The following is a 19,864-nucleotide window of genomic DNA, read 5'->3' on the forward strand; positions in this document are numbered from 1 at the left end:
GTCAGGTTTTCCGGACCGCGCCGGTGAACCCGACGATGAACAGCGTGGCGAAGGCCCACACGAGCAGCCGGAGCGCCCAGCCGGCCACCGTGAGGACCGCCCCGGTCGTGGTCCGGGTGTAGTCGCACTGCGCGCGAGCGCCGGTGCTGATCAGGGGCGAGCCGAGGTCGAGTCCGACGCCGACGCGCTCGACCAGCGTGCAGGGCGAGGCGGCGGCACCCGGCGACACGTGCGCCAGGCCGCCTTGCCCGCCGAGCCAGCAGGCGAGCACGACGGCGACCGTCAGCGCGCCGACGAGCCCGAGGAGCGCGCGCCACGGCTGGTAGCCGTAGCCGAGGGTCAGCCCGGTGAGCCGGGCCCAGGCGCGCTCGCCACCCGTGGTGAGCGCGCCCCGGTCCAGCTGCGCGCGGCGCTGTTCGATCAGGGTGCGCCGGGCTTCGTTGTCGTGCCCGGCCGCGCGCTGGGCACCGGCGAGCTGCTGGTAGGGCTGGGCCGCGTAGGCGGGCGTGGCCTCCCGCAGCAGCTTCAGCCACGCCGCCGCGCCGACGCCGATGGGGAGTCCACTGTAGACCAATCCGGTGGCGTCCAGCCGGTACCGGCGGCTGGTCAGGTGGGCCAGGCGCGCGGGTTCGAAGTCGAAGGCACTCCCGATCCGGGCGTCGATCAGGTTGACGGCCACCGCCTCCCCACCGCCGACCGCCTCGAACCGGTCCCGCAGCAACAGGCTTTGCTCGACGCGCAGGCTGTCGGCGTTGAGCGCCGGACCGGACTCGTTGCGCGCGCTCAGCCCCGAGCAGTCCAGCTGACTGCCGACGTGGGCGCCGGTCAGGTTGACCGCCCCGCTCTCGCCCGCGCCGATCGCTTCGAACCGGCCGCGGAAGAACACGCTCTGCTCGACGCGCAGGCTGTCGGCGTTGAGCGCCGGGCCGGACTCGTTGCGCAGGCTGGAGTCCCAGCAGTTGAGCTGCCCGCCGATGTGCGCGCCGAGCAGGTTGACCGCCCCGGCCGCGGTGCAGTCGCCGAGGTACAGGGTCTGCCCGACCCGCAGGAACTCGGCGTGGAGCGCGGGACCGGATTCGTTGGTGGCACGCACCGACGTGCACTCCAGCTTGCTGCGCAGGTGCGCGCCGACGAAGGTGATCGCCCCGCTCTCGCCCGCGCCGACCACCTCCGAGTCACGCAGGACGACGCCCTGGTCGACCTCCAGGCCGGTGCCGTTGAGGGCCGGGCCGGATTCGTTGCGCACGCGGCTGCCCGTGCACTCGAACGGCCCGCCGACGTGGGCACCGGTCAGGTCGACGGCGCCATCGTCCCCGGTACCGGCCAGGTCGGCGTCGTCGAAGTAGCAGCCTTGGTCGACCCGCAGGTTCGCGGCGTCGAGCGCCGTGCCGGACTTGTTGCGCACCTTGGCCCGCGTGCAGTCCAGCTGACCACCCACGTGCGCGCCGACCAGCCGGATCGCCCCGTCCGGTGCGGTGGCGACCGCCTCGAACCCGTCCCGGAAGTAGATGCCCGCGTCGACGCGGACCCCGTCGGCGACCATCGCGCAGCCGGACTTGTTGCGCACGGTGCCGCCCGTGCAGGTCAGCAGGCCGCCGATGACCGCGTTGGTCAGCTGGATCGTCCCGTTCGCGCCCGCGCCGACCGCCTTCAGGCCGTCCAGGACCAGGCTCTGGTCGACGCGCAGACCGTCGGCGTCGAGCGCGGGACCGGACTCGCCGCGGACGTCCGCGTCGGTGCAGTCCAGGCGCCCGAGGTGGGCACCGGCCAGGCAGACCGCGCCGCGCTCGCCGTTCGCCCGGATGGTCGCGCGATCGAGCACGAGAGTGGTGGCGGTGACGCGCTCGGCGTCGATCGCCGGTTTGGCCGGGTGCTCGACGAGGCACCCGTCCAGCACGAGACCGGGGAGGGTCGCATCACGGGCGTTGAGGCCCTCGTCGAGGAAACAGTCCGTCAGTTCGAGCCAGGCCGAGCTCGTCAGGTTCTCCAAGTCCACCCGACCGGCGATGCGCGCGCCCCGCAGGCGCACGCCGTGCGGATCGGGCTCGGCGACCAGTCGCCTGCGGAGCACCTCGCGCAGGATCCCGGCCCGGATCGTCCGGGACCGCGGCCACGCGCGCATGGCCTTCTCGTCCGTGGACTCGGCACCGGCCAGGTCGAGGAGCTCACCGCGCTCGACGTGCTCCAGCAGAGTCCGCTCGAGCGGGCTCAGCGTGTCGGTTGCCATCCCTTTAACTCGCGGCGGCGCGCACCCGCGTTACCCCAGGCCGATGCCCGCGAGGACCTCCCGCGCGCTCGTCACCAGGGATTCGAACGACGGTGGCTCCGACGCTCCCGCCAGCGCGCCGAAGATCGTGCCGTCCATCCAGTCGACCACCAGGGTCGCGTGGCGGCCGGGGTCGGCCGAACCGAGCGCCGCCAGCACCTCCGCCGCCCGGCGGCGGATGTGGCGCCCGCCTTCGTCGTAGGCCGCGCGCAGTTCGGGACGCCGGGTGGACTCCAACGCGAACTCGTAGCGCGCGAGCATCCGCGTGCGGCCCGCCGTGATCGCGTCGTGCACGTAACCGGCGACGGCCTCCGCCAGCCCGCCCGCCGGGATCGGCGCCTCGACCTGGTCGAGCGTGGTGATCCGCCGGATCGTCAGCTCCAGCAGGGCCGCCCGCGTGCGCGCGTAGTACGACGTCGAGCCCAACGGCAGGCCCGCCGCCCGGTCGACCGCGCGGTGGGTCAACCCGCGCATGCCCTCCGCCGCGAGCACCTCGATCGCCGCGTCGCCGATCTGTTCCACCCGGTCCACGAGCGCACTCTACAGGTGTAGAGTCCTCTACAGATGTAGAGGAGGAGTCATGCAAGCAGTGGTGGTCGGCGGGGGCATCGGCGGGCTGGGCGCGGCGGCCGGGCTGCACCGGGTCGGCTGGACGGTCACCGTCCTGGAGCAGGCGAAGGAGTTCGGGGACGTCGGCGCCGGGATCTCGCTGTGGCCGAACGCCCTGCGCTGCCTCGACGAACTGGGCGTGGACCTGGGCGGCCACCTCGCGCCCCAGCACGAGGGCGGGTTCCAGGACCGGCGCGGCCGCCGGGTCACCCGCTACGACGCCGCCGCCTTCGCCCGCATCCACGGCCGCCCGCTCGGCGCGATCCACCGCCGCGACCTCATCGACGCCCTCCGTGCGGCCGTCCCCGCGGACAGCCTCCGGACGAACGCCGAAGTCACCGAAGTCCGCGAAGACGGGCTGGTCCGCTTCACCGGCGGGGAACTTCGGGCTGACCTCGTCGTGGCCGCCGACGGCATCCGCAGCCCGATCCGCCGCGCGCTCTTCCCGCACCACCCCGAGCCGGTGTACAGCGGCAGCACGGCGTTCCGCGGCGTCACGAAGTTCCCCGGGGCGCGGCTCAGCACGAGCTTCGACCGCGGCACCGAGATCGGCGTCCTGCCGCTGCCCGGCGACGACGTCTACTGGTGGGTCTCCTACGTCACCGAACCGAACCGGCGCCCGGAGGATCTCAAGGCCTACCTGAAAGAGCACTTCGGCGACTGGCACGACCCGATCCCCGCGCTGATCGACGCGACGTCCCCGGAATCCTTGCTGTACCACGATCTCTACTACCTGGGCACGCCGCTCGAGACGTACGTCCGCGGCCGGATCGCGCTGCTCGGCGACGCCGCCCACGCGATGCCGCCGTTCCTCGGCCAAGGCGGGTGCCAGGCGCTCGAAGACGCGACCGTGCTCGCGCACGCCGTGTCCACAAAGGACGTCGACGAGGCGCTGAAGAGCTATGACGCGCAGCGGCGGCCGCGCAGCCAGAAGGTGGCTCGCGAGTCCGTCCGGATGGGCAAGCTCGGCCCCCAGCTGACGAACGCCGCCGCGGTCAAGCTCCGCACCGCCGTGCTAAAGCTCCTCCCGGCGCGGGTGACCGTGCGGGTGGGCGCGGAGATCACGGGGTGGCGGCCGCCGCGTCTCCCCCGACCAGTCCCGCCTCGTACGCCGTGATCGCCGCCTGCACCCGATTCTTCGCCCCGAGCCGGGTCAGGATCGTGCTGACGTGCGCCTTCACCGTGCCTTCGACGACGAACATCTTCGCCGCGATGTCCGCATTGGACAGTCCGGACCCGAGCAGCGTCAGCACTTCCCGCTCACGCGGGGTCAGCGCGGCGATCCGCTCGCGCGCCGCCGAGGCCCGCGCCAGCTGCCCGCCGGAGAGCCGGGCGATCACCCGCTGCGCCACCTTCGGGGAGAGGAACGCGGCCCCGTCGGCGACGGCGTGAATGCCCGCCAGCAGCTCGCGCGGGTCGCCGGACTTCAGCAGGAAGCCGCCCGCACCGAGGCTCAGCGCGCGCTCGATGTAGTCGTCTTCGCCGAACGTGGTCAGCATGATGACGCCGGTGGCCGGGAGCAGCTTGCGGATCTCGGCGGCCGCCCAGGCCGTCCAGCCCCGGCATGCGGATGTCGAGCAGCACGACGTCCGGGTGCGTGGCCAGCACCTTCTCGACCGCCTCGCGGCCGTCGGCGGCTTCGGCGACGACCTCGATCCCCGCGTCCGCGCCGAGGATCGCCGCCACCCCGGCGCGCATCATCGCCTCGTCGTCGGCCAGTACCACCCTGATCACGATGCCCCCTCGGCGAACCAGTCCTTCGCCACCAGCTTCCCATCAGCGAAACACAACCGGTAAGCGGCGTAGTCGTCGCACAGCCACGACCGTCCGGAGCCGTAGTACTCGCACACCGCGCCGGCCGGCGGCGGTGGCTCGCCGCGCACCGGGCGGGCGGCGCGCTGGTGCTCCGGCAGCTGCGGGGCCAGCTCGGCCCGCGACTGCCCGATCCGCAGCCGCTCGTAGACCGCGCCGGGCAGCTCGGAGGAGTTCCACTGGTAGAGGAACGCGATCCCGCTGACCGCGAGCACCACGGCGAACAGCGCGAGCGGGACGGCGACCGCCTGCAGCAGGCTGCGCCGCACGTCGCGGCGGGCCAGCTCCAGTGCCTGCGCCGACGTCGACTGGCCGACCTCGTCGTCGGCGGCCTCGCGCAGCTCCGGCGTCTCCTCGACCGGCGCGGCGTCGTGCGGCAGCGTCGCGGTGACGGCGAACCCGCCTTCGTGCGGCCCCGCCCGCAGCGTGCCGCCGACGAGCCGGACGCGCTCGCGCAGGCCGATCAGCCCGACGTGCCCCGACGCGGCACCCGGCAGCGGCCCGGCGGGCGGCGGCGCGTTGACCACGCTCACCTCGGTCAGTTCGGCGGAGCTGGTCACGCGGACGGTCACGGCGGCGCCGGGCGCGTGCTTCGCGACGTTCGTCAAGGCTTCCTGGACGACGCGGTAGGCGGCGCGGGCGACCATCGGCGGCGCCGCCTCGCTGTCCACTGTGGACTCGATGAGCAACCCGGACGCCCGAGCCCGGGCGATCAGCTCGCCGAGGTCGCCCTGCACCGGCTCGACCGGCGCCGCGTCCTCCCGCAGGACGCCGATGATCTCGCGCAGCCGGTCGGTCGCCGCCGCGGCGCTGACCCGCAGCTGGGCGGCCGCGCCGCGCTGGGCTTCGTCGAGGCCGCCCGCGACCTCCAGCGCCGCCGCGCGGACGGCGATCAGGCTCAGCTCGTGGCCCAGGGAGTCGTGCATGTCGCTGGCGATCCGCGCGCGTTCGCGCAACCGCGCCTGGTCGGCGACCAGCCGCTGCCTGCTCTCCATCTCCTCGGCCCGGCGCCACCCGGTGCGGGCGAGCTCGCCGCGCACGCGGACGTACCGGCCGAGCAGCCACGGCGAGAGCCCGGCGAACACCAGGATGGCGACCATGGCGGCCCAGTCGCCGAGCCCGTCGGGGGCGACGAGCAGCGAGAGCGGGATCCCGAGCAGCGCGACGGCCGCGCCGGTCAGCACGCCCGGCCGCGCCCGCTTCATCCGCAGCCCGGCGAGGTAGCTCATCGCGACCAGCACGAACACCGTCCACACGGGCACGTGGTCGCCGTACGGGAACGGCACCGCGAGCGTCCCGGCCAGCGCGATGCCGAGGGAGACGGCCGGGTACCGCCGGGCCGTCGCGACCGACGCCGCGACGACGGCGAGGCCGCCGGTGAGCTCCCACGCCGAGCGGGTGGTCACCGAGTCGGAGACGACGGTGAACGCCAGGAACAGCGCCAGCAGCACGTCGAGCACCACGCGCCACCTGCGCTTCGTCACCTCCCGCACGGGTTCGAAGCTACAAGGCGCGCCGGATGCCGACCACTGCCGAAAGTCAACCTTTCAGGGTGTCCACGAAGGCCAGGGTCTGCGGCCAGGACAGCGCGAAGGCGTCGGCGTTGACTTCGGTGCCGTGCCGCGCGGAGTCGCTGAAGCCGTGCTCGGCGCCCGGGAAGTGCTGGGTGAACGTCGCCCCGCGCGGCCGGGACTGCAACGCCGTCTGCAGCCGGGCGAACGTCTCGTGCGAGACGACGGCGTCGGCCTCCGGGTAGGCCACGAGCACCGGCGCGGTGATGTCCGCCGCCGAGGCGACGGCGTCGAGCTCGTGGTTGGGCGGCGCCGGGTCGCGGACCGTCGGGTGGTAGGCGACGACGCCGGACAGGCGCGGGTCGCGGGCGGCGAGCAGGAGCGCGAAGCGGCCGCCGAGGCACCAGCCCATGACTCCGGCCGACGTGCAGTCGAGGTCGCCGAGCAGGTGGTCGAGCAACGCCGTCTGCTCGGCGAGCGCGGGTTCGTCGCGCAGGTCGCCGAGCTTCGCGCCGAGGTCCTCGCGGGAGGTGTTGTCGGTGCTCGCGCCGTGGAAGACGTCCCAGGTCAGGGCGGTGATGCCGCGGCCGGCGAGCTCGTCGGCCCAGGCGCGGACCTGCGCGCCGATACCGGTGATCATCGGCAGGAGCAGCATTCCGGTCGCCGACCCGGAGTCCGGCCGCGCGAGGTACGCGGAGAAGCTCGCCGACACGGACCGTGGACGTCTCGATGGGCATATCCGCACGGTAGCGCGCCCCGTGTTGCATGATGATCCACCATGGCCGAGCGCACACTCGCCGATCAGTTGGGCGGCTACCTCCCCGAAGGCATCGAGGCCCTCGAACCGCACGAGCGGCAGGACCTCGCCGACGCGCTGCGCGCCGCGCGCAGGCGGCAGGCGAAGGCGCTCGCCGAGGCGGGCGAGGAAGGCCTCCGGTACGTGCCGGCGCTGCTGCGCGGGGCCGTCCGGAAGGCGGTCGGCCTGTGACCGAGGACTACGAGGCCCGCGCGGAGATCCTCAAGCTCGCCCGCGTGCTGGACGTCGAGCCCGAGCGGCTGGAGTACCTCGCCCGGGTCGACGCGGACGACCTGCGCGCCTTCCGCGAACAGGTCACCGACACGCTGTTCGACGCGAACATCGCGGTGCTGCAGCGGATGGCGCTGGCCGCGCGGCTGCTGCCCGGCGGGGTGCTCGCCAAGATCGCCGAGAAGGTGTTCGGCCCGCTGCTGTGCGCCCGGATCGCCGGGCTGGTCGACGTCGCCCGCGGCGTCGACGTCGCCAAGCGGCTGAGCCCGCGGTTCCTGGCGGAGGTCGCGGCGCAGCTCGACCCGCGGCGGGCGAGCGCGATCATCTCGCGCATCCCGCTCGACACCGTCCTCGCGGTGGCCGCCGAGCTGGCGCGCCGCGAGGACTGGATCACCCTCGGCCGGTTCGTCGGGCACCTGCCGGACCCGACCGTGCGGCGGGCGCTGGAGGAGATCGACGACCCCGGCCTGCTGCGGATCGCGTTCGTGCTCGACGACAAGCGCCGCATCGACCACGTCGTCGGCCTGCTGCCCGCGCACCGGCTCGGCCGGCTGCTCACCGCGGCCGGGGCCGACGAGGACCTCTGGACCCCGGCGCTGGACCTGCTCAACCACCTGGGCGACGAGCGCCGCGCGACGCTCAAGCCGATGCTCGGCGGGTTGCCGGAGGGCCTGCGGGAACGCGCTCAGGCGACGATCAAGTAGATCCCGTACCCGATGATCGCCGCGCAGACGGCGAAGCAGACGACCGCGCCCGCCAGTTGCCCGGTGCCCGAGCCACCCGCCTCGCGGGCCGCTTCGCGCTGCGAAAGCCCGACGACACCGAAGGAGAACAGGCTCGCCAGCACGGCGACCGAGCCGAGGGCGATGACGAAGACGGTGCCGAGGGCACTCCAGTCGATGGTCACGGCACTCCTCAGGCGTTGACCGGCTGCGGCACGCCGGCGGCGGGTTCGTTGATGTTCTTGGCGTTGACCGGGTTCCGCTTCGAGGCGAGGTAGATGCCCAGCGCGACGACGACCCCGGCGAGGCCGACCAGCACGGTGCCCCAGGTGCCGAGCTTCGAGACCTCGGCGGCGACCGCGCCGACGACCGCGGCGGCGGGCAGCGTCAGCGTCCAGGCAACGACCATCTTGCCCGCGACGCCCCAGCGGACCTCGGCGAGCTTGCGGCCGAGCCCGGACCCGATGATGCCGCCCGAGCAGACGTGCGTGGTGGACAGCGCGAACCCGAGGTGCGACGACGCCAGGATCACCGCGGCCGCGCTGGTTTCGGCCGCGAAGCCTTGCGGCGTCCGGATTTCCGTCAGCTTCTTGCCCATGGTCTGGATGATCCGCCAGCCGCCGAGGTAGGTGCCGAGCGCGATCGCGGTGCCCGCGGCCAGGATCACCCAGACCGGCGGGCCGGAGTTCGGCGCGAGCGAACCGGACGCGATCAGCGTCAGCGTGATGACGCCCATCGTCTTCTGCGCGTCGTTGGTGCCGTGCGCGAGCGAGACGAGCGACGCCGAAACGACCTGGCCCGTCTTGAACGTCCGGCCGACGACGTCCTGGTTCGCGCGGGCGGTGATCCGGTAGACGAGGAAGGTGCCGAGCGTCGCGACGACCCCGGCGACGATCGGCGACGCCAGCGCGGGGATCAGGACCTTCTCGACGACCTTGGCGAAGTGGACGGCGTCCGCGCCGGAGGCGATCCAGGTGGCGCCGATGAGCCCGCCGAAGAGGGCGTGCGACGAGCTGGACGGCAGGCCGACCAGCCAGGTCAGCAGGTTCCACACGATGGCGCCGACCAGCCCGGCGAAGATGATCACCGGCGTCACCTTCGTGTCGTCGACGATGCCGCCGGAGATCGTCTTCGCGACTTCGACCGAGAGGAACGCGCCGACGAGGTTCAGCACGGCGGAGACGGCGACGGCGACCTTCGGCTTGAGGGCACCGGTGGCGATGGAGGTGGCCATCGCGTTGGCGGTGTCGTGGAAGCCGTTGGTGAAGTCGAAGGCCAGTGCCGCGACGATCACCACGAGCACGATGAGCGAGAAGTCCATGGCGCCTCTTCCGTCGCCGGAACTGTTCATTGGCAACGCTACTGATCAACTTCGGCCGGGCCGATCCCGGTCGTGTGACGGCTGCCTGAACTCTCGATGAACCGGGGTGGGGCCAGCCCGACCACGGATCGGGTGGTCTGGCCCAGTGCGTCCGGTTCCGGAGCCTGCGAACGTCTTTTCCCGGACGAAAGGGGCGGTCATGGGCAAGCGGGCGGTCTTGGCGGCACTCGCCTCGGCGGTGTTGTTCTTCTTCGGCACCGGCCTGGATCCGGTGCCGGAGCTGGCGTGGCTGGCGCCGTTGCCGATCCTGCTGCTCGCGCCGCGCGTGCCCGGCTGGGCCACGCTCGCCTGCGCGTTCGCCGCCCACCTCGCGGGCAGCGCGGGCACCTGGAGCTACTTCTGGCATTCGCTGTCGGTCCCGCGGCCCGCCGCGCTCGGCATCCTCGGCGGCAGTGCGGTGCTCTTCGCGGTGTGCGCCGGGCTGTTCGGGCTGCTGGCCCGGCGCGGGCACGCGGTGCTGGCGGCGGTCGCGGCGCCCGCGTTGTGGACCGTCGCGCTCTACGGCGTTTCGCTGCTGAACCCGACCGGCCTGATGGGTACTTTCATGACCACCCAGGCCGACCGGCCGTCGGTGTTGCGGATCGCCGCGGTGACCGGCGGCTGGGGCGTGGAGTTCCTGGTGCTGTTCGTCCCGGCCGCGGTGGCCGCCGCGCTCGCGCCCGGCGTGCGGCGCGCGACTCGGCTGGGTACCGCGGTCGTCGTCGTGGCCGTCCTGGCCGGGCTCGCCGTCTGGACGGTGCCACCGCTCACCGGGCCGTCGACGCGGGTCGCGGTGGTCGCCCCGGCCCGGCACCCGTGGGCGGCCGACGTCGCCACCCCGGACGGCCAAGCGGTCCTCCAGTCCTATGTGGACGAGATCGGGCGGCTGCCCGCCGGAATCGGCGTCGTCGTGTTGCCCGAAGCGACTTTCGCGGTGGACCAGACCAGCCGTCCTCACCTGGTCGAGGCGTTCACGCAGGTGGCGCGGGCGAAGAACCTCGACGTCGTCACCGGCGTCATCGACACGACTCCGGAGGGCCGGTTCAACGCCGCGCTCGCCATCCCGCCGTCCGGGGGAACGGCCGAATACCGCAAGTGGCACAACGGGGATTCGCCGAACCTCGCGTCCGGCACCGAGCTGACCCGCTTCGCCGGGCTCGGCCTGATGGTGTGCATGGACGTCAACTTCGCCGACCCGAGCCGGGACTACGGCGACGCCGGAACGGGCCTGGTCCTCATCCCGGCCTCCGACGAAGACGTCGACGGCTGGGAGCACAGCCGCACGGCCCTCATCCGCGGCGTCGAGAACGGCTTTTCGGTGGCGTGGAGCGCGGCGCGGGGCACGCCGATGCTGGCCGACGCGCGGGGCCGCGTGCTGGCCGAGACCCACACTGGCGGCAGCCCGTTCTCGGTGGTCGTCGCGGACGTCCCGCTCGGGCCGGGCAAGACCCCGTACGCCCGGTTCGGCGACTGGTTCGCGTGGCTCTGCGGGCTGGTCGCGCTGGCCGGGATCGCGACCGCGGTCCGCCGCCGGTCGGACGCCGAGCGCGTCGGGGTGGCATAGGCCGGTCTCAGCCCGCGGACCGGGCGACGACGGCGGCGCCGAGCAGGGTGATGTCCGCCGTCGCCGTCGGGTCGAGGCCGGTCAGGGCCTGGACCCGGCGCAGCCGGTAGTCGACGGTGTTCGGGTGGACGTGCAGCCGCGCCGCCGTCGTGCGGCGGTCGCCGAGGCGCAGGTACGCCCGCAGCGTCTCCAGCAGGTCCGCCTTGTCCGCCACCGGGTCCAGCAGTTCGGCGAGCCGGTCGCGGGCCTCGCTCGGGCAGGACAGCTGGTACTCCAGCACCACGTCGTCCAGCCGGTACACGCCCGGCGGGCGTCCGAAAGTCCGTGCCACCGCGAGGATCCGGCGTGCGCACGGCGCCGCCGTGACCACCTCGTCCGGCTCGGCGACGGCCACGCCCGCGGTCACCTCGACCGCCGCCGCCCGGCTCAGCGCGCGCACGACGTCGGCCAGCCACGCCGGATCGCGTTCGGGGAGCAGGACGAGCCCGCCGTCGGTCGTCAGCGACGCCAGCATCGGCTCGCGGACCTGCCGTTCCAGTTCGGCCCGCAGCCGCCGCAGTTTCCGGCGGGCCGCGACGGCCGCGTCGACGTCCGCCGACGTCTCATCCGGGTGCGCGCCGAAACCCAAGGCCACCACCGAGTAGCGCGCGGGCAGCCGCAGCCCGGCCTGGTCGGCCGCCTCCCGCGCGGGCTCGCCGCCGAGCAGCGCCGCCAGCAGGCTTTGCCGCGCCGAATGTTCGTCGCCGGAAATGGACTGCTGCTGGGCGAGGTAGCCGCCGGCGACGGCGGGGGTGATCAGTTCGAGGTAGCGCAGCAGCAGCGCGTTGACCGCCATGACGTCGGCGATGTCGCCGGGCCGCGCGTCCGCGGTCATCGCGTCCCAGGTCACCTGGATGCCGACGTGGTAGGCGGTCAGGACCACGTCGATCGGGATGCCCTCCTCCGCGCGCCGGGCCGCCGACTCGCGCAGGAACGCCACCTCGGCGGGTGTCGGCAGGGCTCTCGTGCGGAGCACGCGGACGAACGAGCGGAGAGTCTGCTCGATCACGCGGCTGATGTCGCCGGCCAGCTCCTCGCCCGGCATGAGCCGGTACGCCGAGAGCCGCTCGACAAGCTCGCCGAGCACCACGCGGGTCATCGAGGGCAGCGCGGCGGTGAGCCGGTCGGCGAGGTCCTGACCCCCGAGCCGGAAGCCGGTCTTGTCATCTGTCACAACGGACCCCGATCAACTCTGAGCGTCGTCCCATGTCGCGAGCAAGCGACTGTGCCACATCATGACATCCGTCACTACTCACGGGTAACTGGAGGCACGGAATGCGGGTCACCAACGGCGGTGTCAAGCGCGTCCTGACCGCGGTCGTCGCGGCACTCACCCTCGGCGCCGCCGCCCCGGCGGTCGCCGACGCGGCGACGGGCGGCGGCTGGAACGACTGGTCGTGCGCGCCGAGCGCCGCGCACCCGGAGCCCGTCGTCCTCGTGCACGGCCTCGGCGCCAACGACTCGGTCAACTGGTTCTTCCACGCGCCGAAGCTCGCCGCGCGGGGCTACTGCGTGTTCTCCCTGACCTACGGCACCGGGGTGTTCGGGCCCGGCGTAGGCGGGCTGGCGTCGATGCGCGACAGCGCCGCGGAGCTGGGCCGGTTCGTCGAGCGCGTCCGGAGCGAAACGGGCGCGGCGAAGGTCGACCTCGTCGGGCACTCGGAGGGCAGCACGATGCCCGCGTACTACCTCAAGTTCCTCGGCGGCGCGGCGAAGGTCGAGCACTTCGTCGGCTTCGGCGCGAACTACCGCGGCACCACGCTCGGCGGCCTCGACGCGCTCGCCAAGGCCCTCCTGGCGACGGTGCCCGGCCTGGGCTCGATCCTGACGACGGCGTGCGGCGCGTGCACCGAATACCTGGCGCCGTCGGCGTTCCTGGACGACCTCGCCCGCGGCGGCGTGCACGTGCCGGGGCCGACGTACACGAGCATCGTCAGCCGCTACGACGAGGTCGTCACGCCCTACACGAGCGGCGTCCTGGGCGAGCCGGGCACGACGGACATCGTGCTGCAGGACTTCTGCGCCTCGGACTACTCGGGCCACCTGAGCCAGGCGATCGACCCGAACGTGACCGGCTTGATCCTGCACGCGCTCGACGCGAGCTACCAGCCGACCTGCACGCCGTTCGCTCTGCCGCTGTGAACGCGACCTCGACGTCAGCGCACGCGTTCCCCGGCGCGCCACACCGAATGCGTCAGCGGCACCCCCGGCCGGTACGCCAGGTGCGTCACCGACGGCGCGTCGAGCACGTGGACGTCCGCCCGCGCGCCGGGCCGCAGCACACCGACGTCGTCGCGGCGCAACGCCTTCGCCCCTCCCGCTGTCGCCGCCCAGACCGCTTCCTCGATCGTCATCCGCATCTGCAGCACTGCCGTCGCGACGCAGAACGCCATCGATGTCGTGTACGAGCTGCCCGGGTTGGCGTTGCTGGCCAGCGCGACCGTCGCGCCCGCGTCGAGCAGCCGCCGGGCCGGGGCCAGCGCCTGCCGGGTCGACAAGTCGCACGCGGGCAGCAGCGTCGCCACGGTCTCCGACGCCGCCAGCGCCTCGACGTCGGCGTCGCTCAGGTACGTGCAGTGGTCGACGCTGGCCGCGCCCAGCTCGACCGCCAGCCGCACGCCGGGACCTTCGCCGAGCTGGTTGCCGTGCACGCGCAGGCCGAGCCCGCGTTCGGCCGCGGCCTTCAGGACCCGCGCCGACTGGGCTTCGTCGAACGCGCCCGTCTCGCAGAAGACGTCCGCCCAGCGCACGCTTTCCGCGACCGCGTCGAGCATCTCACCGCACACGAGGTCCACATAGGACTCGGCGTCGGCGCCCGGCGGCACCAGGTGCGCGCCGAGGAACGTCACCTCGTCCGCCACCTCCCCGGCGATCCGCGCCGAACGCGCCTCGTCGGCCACCGTGAGCCCGTAGCCCGTCTTCGTCTCCAGGCAGGTCGTCCCCTGCCGGGCCGCTTCGTCGACATGGCGACGCAGGTTCGCCGCCAGCTGCTCGTCGGACGCCTCGCGCGTCGCGCCGACGGTGATCGCGATCCCGCCCGCCGTGTACGGCTTGCCCGCCATCCGCGCCTCGAACTCGGCGGTGCGGTCACCGGCGAAGACGAGGTGCGTGTGGCTGTCGACCCAGCCCGGCAGCACCGCGCGGCCCTCGACGTCGACGCGTTCGTCCGCGTCCGGCGCCTTCGCCGCGGGACCCGCCCAGGCGACTTGCCCGCCGTCGAGGACCAGCGCCGCGTCGGTCACCCGGCCCAGCCCGAGGTCGTTCGTCGTCAGCTCGCCGATACCCGTGATCAGGACTGCCACAGTGCCTCGATCTCCTTCGCCAGCACGGTTTCCGGTCGTTCGATCAGCGTGTGCCTGCCGTCCCGAACCACCTCGCGGCCCGCGACGACGACGTGCCGGACGTCCGCGCCGGACGCCGCGAACACGACGCCCGACGGCTCGATCCCGGCCGTCCGGACCGAGTCCAGCCCGACCGTGACGAAGTCCGCGCCCGCCCCCTCGGCGAGCGCGCCGACCTCGGGCCAGCCGACGGCGGCGTGGTCGGTCCCGGCCGCCAGCAGCTCCTCGGCGGTGAACCGGCCGCGTTCCTCCGCGGCCAGGCGGTCGTCCAGCTCGAGCGCGCGGGTCTCCTCGAAGGCGTCGACGACGGCGTTGCTGTCGCTGCCGATCCCCAGCCGGACCCCGGCGTCGCGCAGCGCGCGGGCCGGGCCGATGCCGTCGCCGAGGTCGCGTTCGGTGGTCGGGCAGAAGCACGCGCGGGCCCCGCGCAACCGGTTGATGTCCGACACGGTCAGGTGGGTCGCGTGGACGGCGACGAGCCGGTCGGTCAGCACCCCGCATTCGTGCAGCAGCTCGGTCGGTGTGCGGCCGTACGCGGCCAGGCACTGCTCGTTCTCCGCGCGCTGCTCGGAAAGGTGGACGTGCACCACGCGCGGACTGTCCACAAGCGACAGTTGGTCCGCCGGGACGGCCCGCACCGAATGGATCGCCGCGCCGACGCGGAACCCGTCGTCCTCTTTCAGCGCCGCGACCCGGGCAGCCCACGCCTCGGCCGAGCCGTCGGAGAACCGCCGCTGGACCTCGTCCGGCTCGACGCCGATGCCGCCCGCGAGGTAGCAGGTGTCCAGCAGCGTCAGCCGGATCCCGGCGTCGGCCGCGGCCTGCCGCAGCGCCTCACCCATGGCGTTCGGGTCCGCGTACGGCTTCCCGCCGGGAGCGTGGTGCAGGTAGTGGAACTCGCCGACGCTCGTGTACCCGGCCAGCACCATCTCGGCGTAGACCCCGCGCGCCAGCCGGTGATACGTATCAGGGTCGAGCCGCGACGCCAGCGCGTACATCCGCTCGCGCCACGTCCAGAACGTGCCGCGCTCGTGGTGCGTCCGGCCGCGCAGCGCCCGGTGGAAGGCGTGCGAATGCCCGTTCGCGAAACCGGGCAACGTCAGGCCGGTCAGCACGACGCCCGCGCGCGGGGCGCCCGGGGTCACCGCCGTGATCCGGTCGCCGGTGACCTCGATCGCGACCCCGGTGGCGATTCCGCTCGGCAGCCAAGCCCGCTCGCACCAGTACGTCGTCATCGCGCCAGCCGCTCCAGCACCGTGGCCAGCGCCGCGGCGCCCGCCTCGACATCGTCCGCCTCGGCGAACTCCTCCGGCGAGTGGCTGATGCCGGTCGGGTTGCGCACGTAGAGCATCCCGGCCGGGACGAACCCGGCGAGGATCGCCGCGTCGTGCCCGGCTCCGGTCGGCAGCTCCGGCGGCCCGCCGAGCCAGCCGCCGAGGTCGCGACGGAGAGCGTCGTCGAACACGACGTCGTCCGAATAGGACTCCCGGGTCACCTCGGCCCGGCAGCCCTCCTCGGCCGCCGCGGCTTCGGCCGCCCGGGTGATCTCCTCGACCAGCTCGGGTGTGGCGGTCCCGGGGACCCGCGCGTCGAGCCATAGGTCCACAGTGGACGCGATGACGTTGGTGCCACCCGGCGTCGGCACCAGGCGGCCGACGGTCGCGCGCGCGTCCGGCACCGCGCGGGCCAGCCGCCGGACGGCGGTGACCGTCGCGGCGGCGGGCAGCATCGGGTCGGCGCGGTCGGCCAGCAGCGTCGCGCCGGCGTGGTTGCCCTGCCCGGCGAAGGAGAACCGCCACCGCCCGTGCGCGATCACCGTGCTGCCGACGGCCACCGGCGAACCGAGGTCGATGAGCCCCCGTCCCTGCTCGACGTGCAGTTCGAGGAACCGGCCGATCAGCCCGAGCCGGTCGGGGTCGGGGCCCACCCGCTCCGGGTCGAAGCCGGACTTCGCGGCGGCCTCGGCGAACGTCACGCCGTCGGCGTCGCGCAGGCCGCGCGCCTTGTCGGCGTCGATCGTGCCGGTGAGCAGCCGCGAACCCAGGCACGGGACGCCGAACCGGCCGCCCTCCTCCTCGGTGAACACGACGACGGCGAACGGCTTGCCCGGCCGGAAACCGCGTGCCTGCAAGGATTCCACGGCGGCCAGCGCGCTGACGACGCCGAGCGGGCCGTCGAAGGCGCCGCCGCCGGGCACCGAGTCGAGGTGGCTGCCGGTGACGACGGCGTCCGGGCCGGGCGGACCCCACCAGGCCCAGATGTTGCCGTTGTGGTCGGTGTCGACGTCCAGCCCGAGTCCCAGCGCACGTTCCACGAACCAGGCCCGCAGGTCGTGCTCGGGCGAGTCGAAGGCGTGCCGCGAATAGCCGCCGCGCTTCGGGTCGCGCCCGACGTCGCCGATCTCCGCCAGCAGACCCGAAGCCGTCACGCCCGCTCCCGCATCGGCACCCGCACGCCGCGCTCGTCGGCGACGTCGTTCGCCCGGTCGTACCCGGCGTCGACGTGCCGGATGACGCCCATGCCCGGGTCGTTGGTGAGCACCCGCTCCAGCTTCTGCGCGGCGAGCTCGGTGCCGTCGGCGACGCTGACCTGGCCCGCGTGGATGGACCGGCCCATGCCGACGCCGCCGCCGTGGTGGATCGACACCCAGCTCGCCCCGGACGACGTGTTGACCAGCGCGTTGAGCAGCGGCCAGTCGGCGATCGCGTCGGAGCCGTCGGCCATGCCCTCGGTCTCGCGGTACGGCGAGGCGACGCTGCCGGAGTCGAGGTGGTCGCGGCCGATGACGACCGGCGCCTTCAGCTCGCCGCTGGCGACCATCTCATTGAACCGCAGCCCGGCCAGGTGCCGCTCGCCGTAGCCGAGCCAGCAGATCCGCGCCGGAAGTCCCTGGAAGGCAACGCGTTCCCCGGCCATCTTGATCCAGCGTGCGAGGGATTCGTTCTCCGGGAACAGTTCCAGCATCGCGCGGTCGGTCGCGGCGATGTCTTCGGGGTCGCCGGACAGCGCGGCCCAGCGGAACGGGCCGTTGCCCTCGCAGAACAGCGGGCGGATGTAGGCGGGCACGAAGCCGGGGAAGTCGAACGCGCGCTCGCAGCCGCCGAGCTTGGCCTCGCCGCGCAGGGAGTTGCCGTAGTCGAAGACTTCGGCGCCGCGGTCGAGGAAGCCGAGCATGGCGTCGACGTGGTCGGCCATCGACTCGCGGGAGCGGTCGGTGAACTCGTCGGGCTTCTTGGCCGCGTAGTCGTGCCAGTCGGCGACGTCCACGCCCTTGGGCAGGTACGAAAGCGGGTCGTGCGCCGACGTCTGGTCGGTGACGATGTCGACCTCGACGTTGCGGCGCAGCAGCTCCGGCAGCACTTCGGCGGCGTTGCCGACAACGCCGACGGACAACGCTTTGCCTTCCTTCTTCGCCTTGGTGACGCGGGCGATGGCGTCGTCGAGGTCGTCGGCCACCTCGTCGAGGTAGCGCGTCTCGACGCGGCGGTGCGCGCGCTGCGGGTCGCACTCGATGACCAGGGCGACGCCGTCGTTCATGGTCACGGCCAGCGGCTGCGCGCCACCCATGCCGCCGAGCCCGGCGGTCACGGTCAGCGTGCCTTTCAGGCTGCCGCCGAACTTCTTCTTCGCGACCGCGGCGAACGTCTCGTACGTGCCCTGCAGGATGCCCTGGGTGCCGATGTAGATCCACGAGCCCGCGGTCATCTGCCCGTACATCGTCAGGCCCTGGGCCTCCAGGCGGCGGAACTCGGGCCAGGTCGCCCAGTCGCCGACGAGGTTCGAGTTGGCGATGAGCACGCGCGGCGCCCACTCGTGCGTGCGGAACACTCCGACCGGCTTGCCGGACTGGACGAGCAGCGTCTCGTCGGTGTCCAAAGTGGTCAGTTCGCGGGTGATCGCGTCGAAGCTGGCCCAGTTGCGGGCGGCCTTGCCGGTGCCGCCGTAGACGACCAGGTCTTCGGGCCGCTCGGCGACGTCGGGGTCGAGGTTGTTGTGGAACATCCGCAGCGCGGCTTCGGTCTGCCACGACTTGGCGGTGAGCTGGGTGCCGCGGGCGGCACGGACTACGCGGGACATCAGACCTCCAGACGGGCGGCGTCGAGGACGGCGCCGGAGCGGACGAGTTCTTCGGCGGCCGCGATCTCGGGCGCCAGGTGGCGGTCGGGGCCGGGGCCCGCGACCTTCGTGCGAAGCAGGTCGCGAACCGCGCCGGTGACCGGCGACGGCTCGAGCGGCGCGCGGAAGTCGAGCGCGCGGGCCGCGGTCAGCAGTTCGATGGCCAGGACCGTGGTCAGGCCGTCGACGGCCTTGCGCAGTTTCCGCGCGGCCGACCAGCCCATGGAGACGTGGTCCTCCTGCATGGCGCTGCTCGGGATGGAGTCGACCGACGCGGGCACGGCGAGCCGCTTGAGCTCGCTGACCACGGCGGCCTGCGTGTACTGGGCGATCATGTGGCCGGAGTCGACGCCGGGGTCGTCGGCGAGGAACGGCGGCAGGCCGTGCGAGCGCGCCTTGTCGAGCATCCGGTCGGTGCGGCGCTCGGCGATGCTGGCGACGTCGGCGATCGGGATGGCCAGGAAGTCGAGCACGTAGGCGACGGGCGCGCCGTGGAAGTTGCCGTTGGACTCGACGCGGCCGTCGGCGAGCACGACCGGATTGTCCACAGCGGACTGGAGTTCCCGGTCGCCGACGAGTTCGGCGTGGGCGAGGCTGTCGCGCGCGGCGCCGTGGACCTGCGGGGCGCAGCGCAGCGAGTAGGCGTCCTGGACGCGGTTGCAGTCCGGGCCGCGGTGGCTCTCGACGATCTTCGAGCCCTGCAGCGCCTGCCACATCCTCGCGGCGCTCAACGCCTGCCCGGGATGCGGGCGCAGGGCCTGCAGGTCGGCGGCGAAGGCGCGGTCGGTGCCGAGCAGGGCCTCGACGCTCATCGCGGCGGTGATGTCCGCGATGTCGAACAGCTTGTGCAGATCGGCGGCGGCGAGCAGGAGCATGCCGAGCATGCCGTCGGTGCCGTTGGTGAGCGCGAGGCCTTCCTTCTCGGCGAGGACGATCGGCTCGATCCCGGCGTGCTTCAGCGCTTCGGCGGCTTTCACCACCTCGCCGCGGTATGTCACTTCACCTTCGCCCATGAGCGCCAGCGCGACGGCGGCCAGCGGCGCGAGGTCGCCGGAGCAGCCGAGGGAGCCGTACTCGTGGACGATCGGCGTGATGTCGGCGTTGAGCAGGGCCGCAAGCGTTTGCGCCGTGCCCGGCCGGACGCCGGTGTAGCCGCTGGCGAGGGTCCGCAGCCGCAGCAGCATGAGCGCGCGGACGACCTCGGGCTCGACGGCGGGCCCGGCCCCGGCGGCGTGCGAGCGGATGAGGCTGCGCTGCAGCGCGGTCCGGCTCTCGACGGGAATGTGACGGGTGGCGAGGGCGCCGAAGCCGGTCGAGACGCCGTAGGTGGGCGTGACGGCGTGGGCGAGGTTCTCGATGTGCTGACGGGTGGCGGCGAGGTTCTTCTCGGCGGCATCCGTGAGCCCGACGGGCGCGTGGCCCCGGACGACATCGACGACCTGGGCGGCGGTCAGTGGTGCGGAGCCCAGGAGCACTGTTTCCGGCATGGGCCTATTG

17 protein-coding genes and 1 pseudogene are annotated in these 19,864 nt (G+C 73.3%); 5 read left to right on the forward strand and 13 right to left on the reverse strand.

Annotation, left to right across the window (positions count from 1 at the left end):
• Position 1: 1 nt before the first annotated feature.
• Both QP939_RS06080 and QP939_RS06085 read right to left on the reverse strand, forming a co-directional pair.
• Positions 2-2,227, reverse strand: coding sequence for a hypothetical protein (locus tag QP939_RS06080; RefSeq protein ID WP_285455573.1), 2,226 nt, complete (start codon positions 2,225-2,227; stop codon positions 2-4).
• Positions 2,228-2,257: 30 nt separating this feature from the next.
• Entirely contained in the window at positions 2,258-2,797 is a 540-nt protein-coding gene (locus QP939_RS06085) for a TetR/AcrR family transcriptional regulator (RefSeq protein WP_285455574.1), read from the reverse strand.
• Positions 2,798-2,846: 49 nt separating this feature from the next.
• Here QP939_RS06085 and QP939_RS06090 point away from each other — a divergent pair, with 49 nt between their 5' ends.
• Positions 2,847-3,992 carry an FAD-dependent monooxygenase gene (locus QP939_RS06090; RefSeq protein ID WP_285455575.1) on the forward strand — a complete coding sequence of 382 codons (1,146 nt, stop codon included), beginning with the start codon at positions 2,847-2,849 and terminating at the stop codon, positions 3,990-3,992.
• Here the strand turns inward: QP939_RS06090 and QP939_RS06095 are convergent.
• The 3 genes and pseudogenes from QP939_RS06095 to QP939_RS06105 form a co-directional block, all read right to left on the reverse strand.
• Positions 3,937-4,609: pseudogene (locus tag QP939_RS06095) on the reverse strand (response regulator). The gene QP939_RS06090 and the pseudogene QP939_RS06095 overlap by 56 nt on opposite strands.
• On the reverse strand, positions 4,606-6,180 hold the full coding sequence (locus QP939_RS06100; protein ID WP_285455576.1) for a sensor histidine kinase: 1,575 nt from the start codon (positions 6,178-6,180) through the stop codon (positions 4,606-4,608). The pseudogene QP939_RS06095 and the gene QP939_RS06100 overlap by 4 nt, the downstream one beginning before the upstream one ends.
• 46 nt (positions 6,181-6,226) lie before the next feature.
• Positions 6,227-6,910 (reverse strand): dienelactone hydrolase family protein, encoded by a 684-nt coding sequence (locus QP939_RS06105; RefSeq protein ID WP_285455577.1) that lies wholly within the window; start codon positions 6,908-6,910, stop codon positions 6,227-6,229.
• A gap of 66 nt (positions 6,911-6,976) precedes the next feature.
• Here QP939_RS06105 and QP939_RS06110 point away from each other — a divergent pair, with 66 nt between their 5' ends.
• Together QP939_RS06110 and QP939_RS06115 are read left to right on the forward strand one after the other, a co-directional pair.
• On the forward strand, positions 6,977-7,186 hold the full coding sequence (locus QP939_RS06110; RefSeq protein WP_285455578.1) for a hypothetical protein: 210 nt from the start codon (positions 6,977-6,979) through the stop codon (positions 7,184-7,186).
• The gene (locus QP939_RS06115) at positions 7,183-7,929 is read left to right on the forward strand and encodes a hypothetical protein (RefSeq protein ID WP_285455579.1); all 747 of its coding nucleotides are present in this window, start codon (positions 7,183-7,185) and stop codon (positions 7,927-7,929) included. Before QP939_RS06110 ends, QP939_RS06115 begins: the two co-directional genes overlap by 4 nt.
• Here QP939_RS06115 and QP939_RS06120 read toward each other — a convergent pair.
• Both QP939_RS06120 and QP939_RS06125 read right to left on the reverse strand, forming a co-directional pair.
• Positions 7,911-8,132 carry a hypothetical protein gene (locus QP939_RS06120; protein WP_285455580.1) on the reverse strand — a complete coding sequence of 74 codons (222 nt, stop codon included), beginning with the start codon at positions 8,130-8,132 and terminating at the stop codon, positions 7,911-7,913. The genes QP939_RS06115 and QP939_RS06120 overlap by 19 nt on opposite strands.
• Before the next feature lie 8 nt (positions 8,133-8,140).
• Positions 8,141-9,268, reverse strand: coding sequence for an inorganic phosphate transporter (locus QP939_RS06125; protein WP_285455581.1), 1,128 nt, complete (start codon positions 9,266-9,268; stop codon positions 8,141-8,143).
• Positions 9,269-9,467: 199 nt separating this feature from the next.
• Here QP939_RS06125 and QP939_RS06130 point away from each other — a divergent pair, with 199 nt between their 5' ends.
• Positions 9,468-10,871, forward strand: a complete 1,404-nt coding sequence (locus QP939_RS06130) for a nitrilase-related carbon-nitrogen hydrolase (protein ID WP_285455582.1) — start codon at positions 9,468-9,470, stop codon at positions 10,869-10,871.
• 7 nt (positions 10,872-10,878) lie between these two features.
• Here the strand turns inward: QP939_RS06130 and QP939_RS06135 are convergent, their stop codons facing one another.
• The gene (locus QP939_RS06135) at positions 10,879-12,084 is read right to left on the reverse strand and encodes a PucR family transcriptional regulator (protein WP_285455583.1); all 1,206 of its coding nucleotides are present in this window, start codon (positions 12,082-12,084) and stop codon (positions 10,879-10,881) included.
• Between the two features lie 101 nt (positions 12,085-12,185).
• On the opposite strand from QP939_RS06135, the gene QP939_RS06140 reads away from it, so the two are divergent.
• On the forward strand, positions 12,186-13,052 hold the full coding sequence (locus tag QP939_RS06140; RefSeq protein ID WP_285455584.1) for an esterase/lipase family protein: 867 nt from the start codon (positions 12,186-12,188) through the stop codon (positions 13,050-13,052).
• A 14-nt stretch (positions 13,053-13,066) separates the two neighbouring features.
• On the opposite strand, the gene hutI is transcribed toward QP939_RS06140, so the two are convergent.
• The 5 genes from hutI to hutH are packed head-to-tail and all read right to left on the reverse strand — an operon-like array spanning position 13,067 to position 19,854.
• A complete protein-coding gene (gene hutI, locus QP939_RS06145) occupies positions 13,067-14,212 on the reverse strand; it encodes an imidazolonepropionase (protein WP_285455585.1) in 1,146 nt (381 codons plus the stop codon).
• Complete coding sequence (locus QP939_RS06150; RefSeq protein ID WP_285455586.1) at positions 14,200-15,486, reverse strand: formimidoylglutamate deiminase; 1,287 nt, start codon at positions 15,484-15,486, stop codon at positions 14,200-14,202. The genes hutI and QP939_RS06150 overlap by 13 nt, the downstream gene beginning before the upstream one ends.
• Positions 15,483-16,679, reverse strand: a complete 1,197-nt coding sequence (locus QP939_RS06155; RefSeq protein WP_285455588.1) for an allantoate amidohydrolase — start codon at positions 16,677-16,679, stop codon at positions 15,483-15,485. Before QP939_RS06155 ends, QP939_RS06150 begins: the two co-directional genes overlap by 4 nt.
• A complete protein-coding gene (gene hutU, locus QP939_RS06160; protein WP_285455590.1) occupies positions 16,676-18,328 on the reverse strand; it encodes a urocanate hydratase in 1,653 nt (550 codons plus the stop codon). The genes QP939_RS06155 and hutU overlap by 4 nt, the downstream gene beginning before the upstream one ends.
• Positions 18,328-19,854 carry a histidine ammonia-lyase gene (gene hutH, locus QP939_RS06165; RefSeq protein WP_285455591.1) on the reverse strand — a complete coding sequence of 509 codons (1,527 nt, stop codon included), beginning with the start codon at positions 19,852-19,854 and terminating at the stop codon, positions 18,328-18,330. Before hutH ends, hutU begins: the two co-directional genes overlap by 1 nt.
• Between the last annotated feature and the right edge of the window lie 10 nt (positions 19,855-19,864).

Origin of the sequence: Amycolatopsis nalaikhensis, assembly GCF_030264295.1 — a bacterium.
Classification (GTDB): domain Bacteria; phylum Actinomycetota; class Actinomycetes; order Mycobacteriales; family Pseudonocardiaceae; genus Amycolatopsis; species Amycolatopsis nalaikhensis.

What these genes read in the sequence shown, in the direction of transcription:
- QP939_RS06150 (WP_285455586.1), bottom strand. Translation starts at nt 15,486, where the DNA reads ATGACGACGTACTGGTGCGAGCGGGCTTGGCTGCCGAGCGGAATCGCC.
- hutH (WP_285455591.1), bottom strand. Translation starts at nt 19,854, where the DNA reads ATGCCGGAAACAGTGCTCCTGGGCTCCGCACCACTGACCGCCGCCCAG.
- QP939_RS06140 (WP_285455584.1), top strand. Translation starts at nt 12,186, where the DNA reads ATGCGGGTCACCAACGGCGGTGTCAAGCGCGTCCTGACCGCGGTCGTC.
- QP939_RS06130 (WP_285455582.1), top strand. Translation starts at nt 9,468, where the DNA reads ATGGGCAAGCGGGCGGTCTTGGCGGCACTCGCCTCGGCGGTGTTGTTC.
- QP939_RS06110 (WP_285455578.1), top strand. Translation starts at nt 6,977, where the DNA reads ATGGCCGAGCGCACACTCGCCGATCAGTTGGGCGGCTACCTCCCCGAA.
- QP939_RS06080 (WP_285455573.1), bottom strand. Translation starts at nt 2,227, where the DNA reads ATGGCAACCGACACGCTGAGCCCGCTCGAGCGGACTCTGCTGGAGCAC.
- QP939_RS06090 (WP_285455575.1), top strand. Translation starts at nt 2,847, where the DNA reads ATGCAAGCAGTGGTGGTCGGCGGGGGCATCGGCGGGCTGGGCGCGGCG.
- QP939_RS06125 (WP_285455581.1), bottom strand. Translation starts at nt 9,268, where the DNA reads ATGGACTTCTCGCTCATCGTGCTCGTGGTGATCGTCGCGGCACTGGCC.
- hutU (WP_285455590.1), bottom strand. Translation starts at nt 18,328, where the DNA reads ATGTCCCGCGTAGTCCGTGCCGCCCGCGGCACCCAGCTCACCGCCAAG.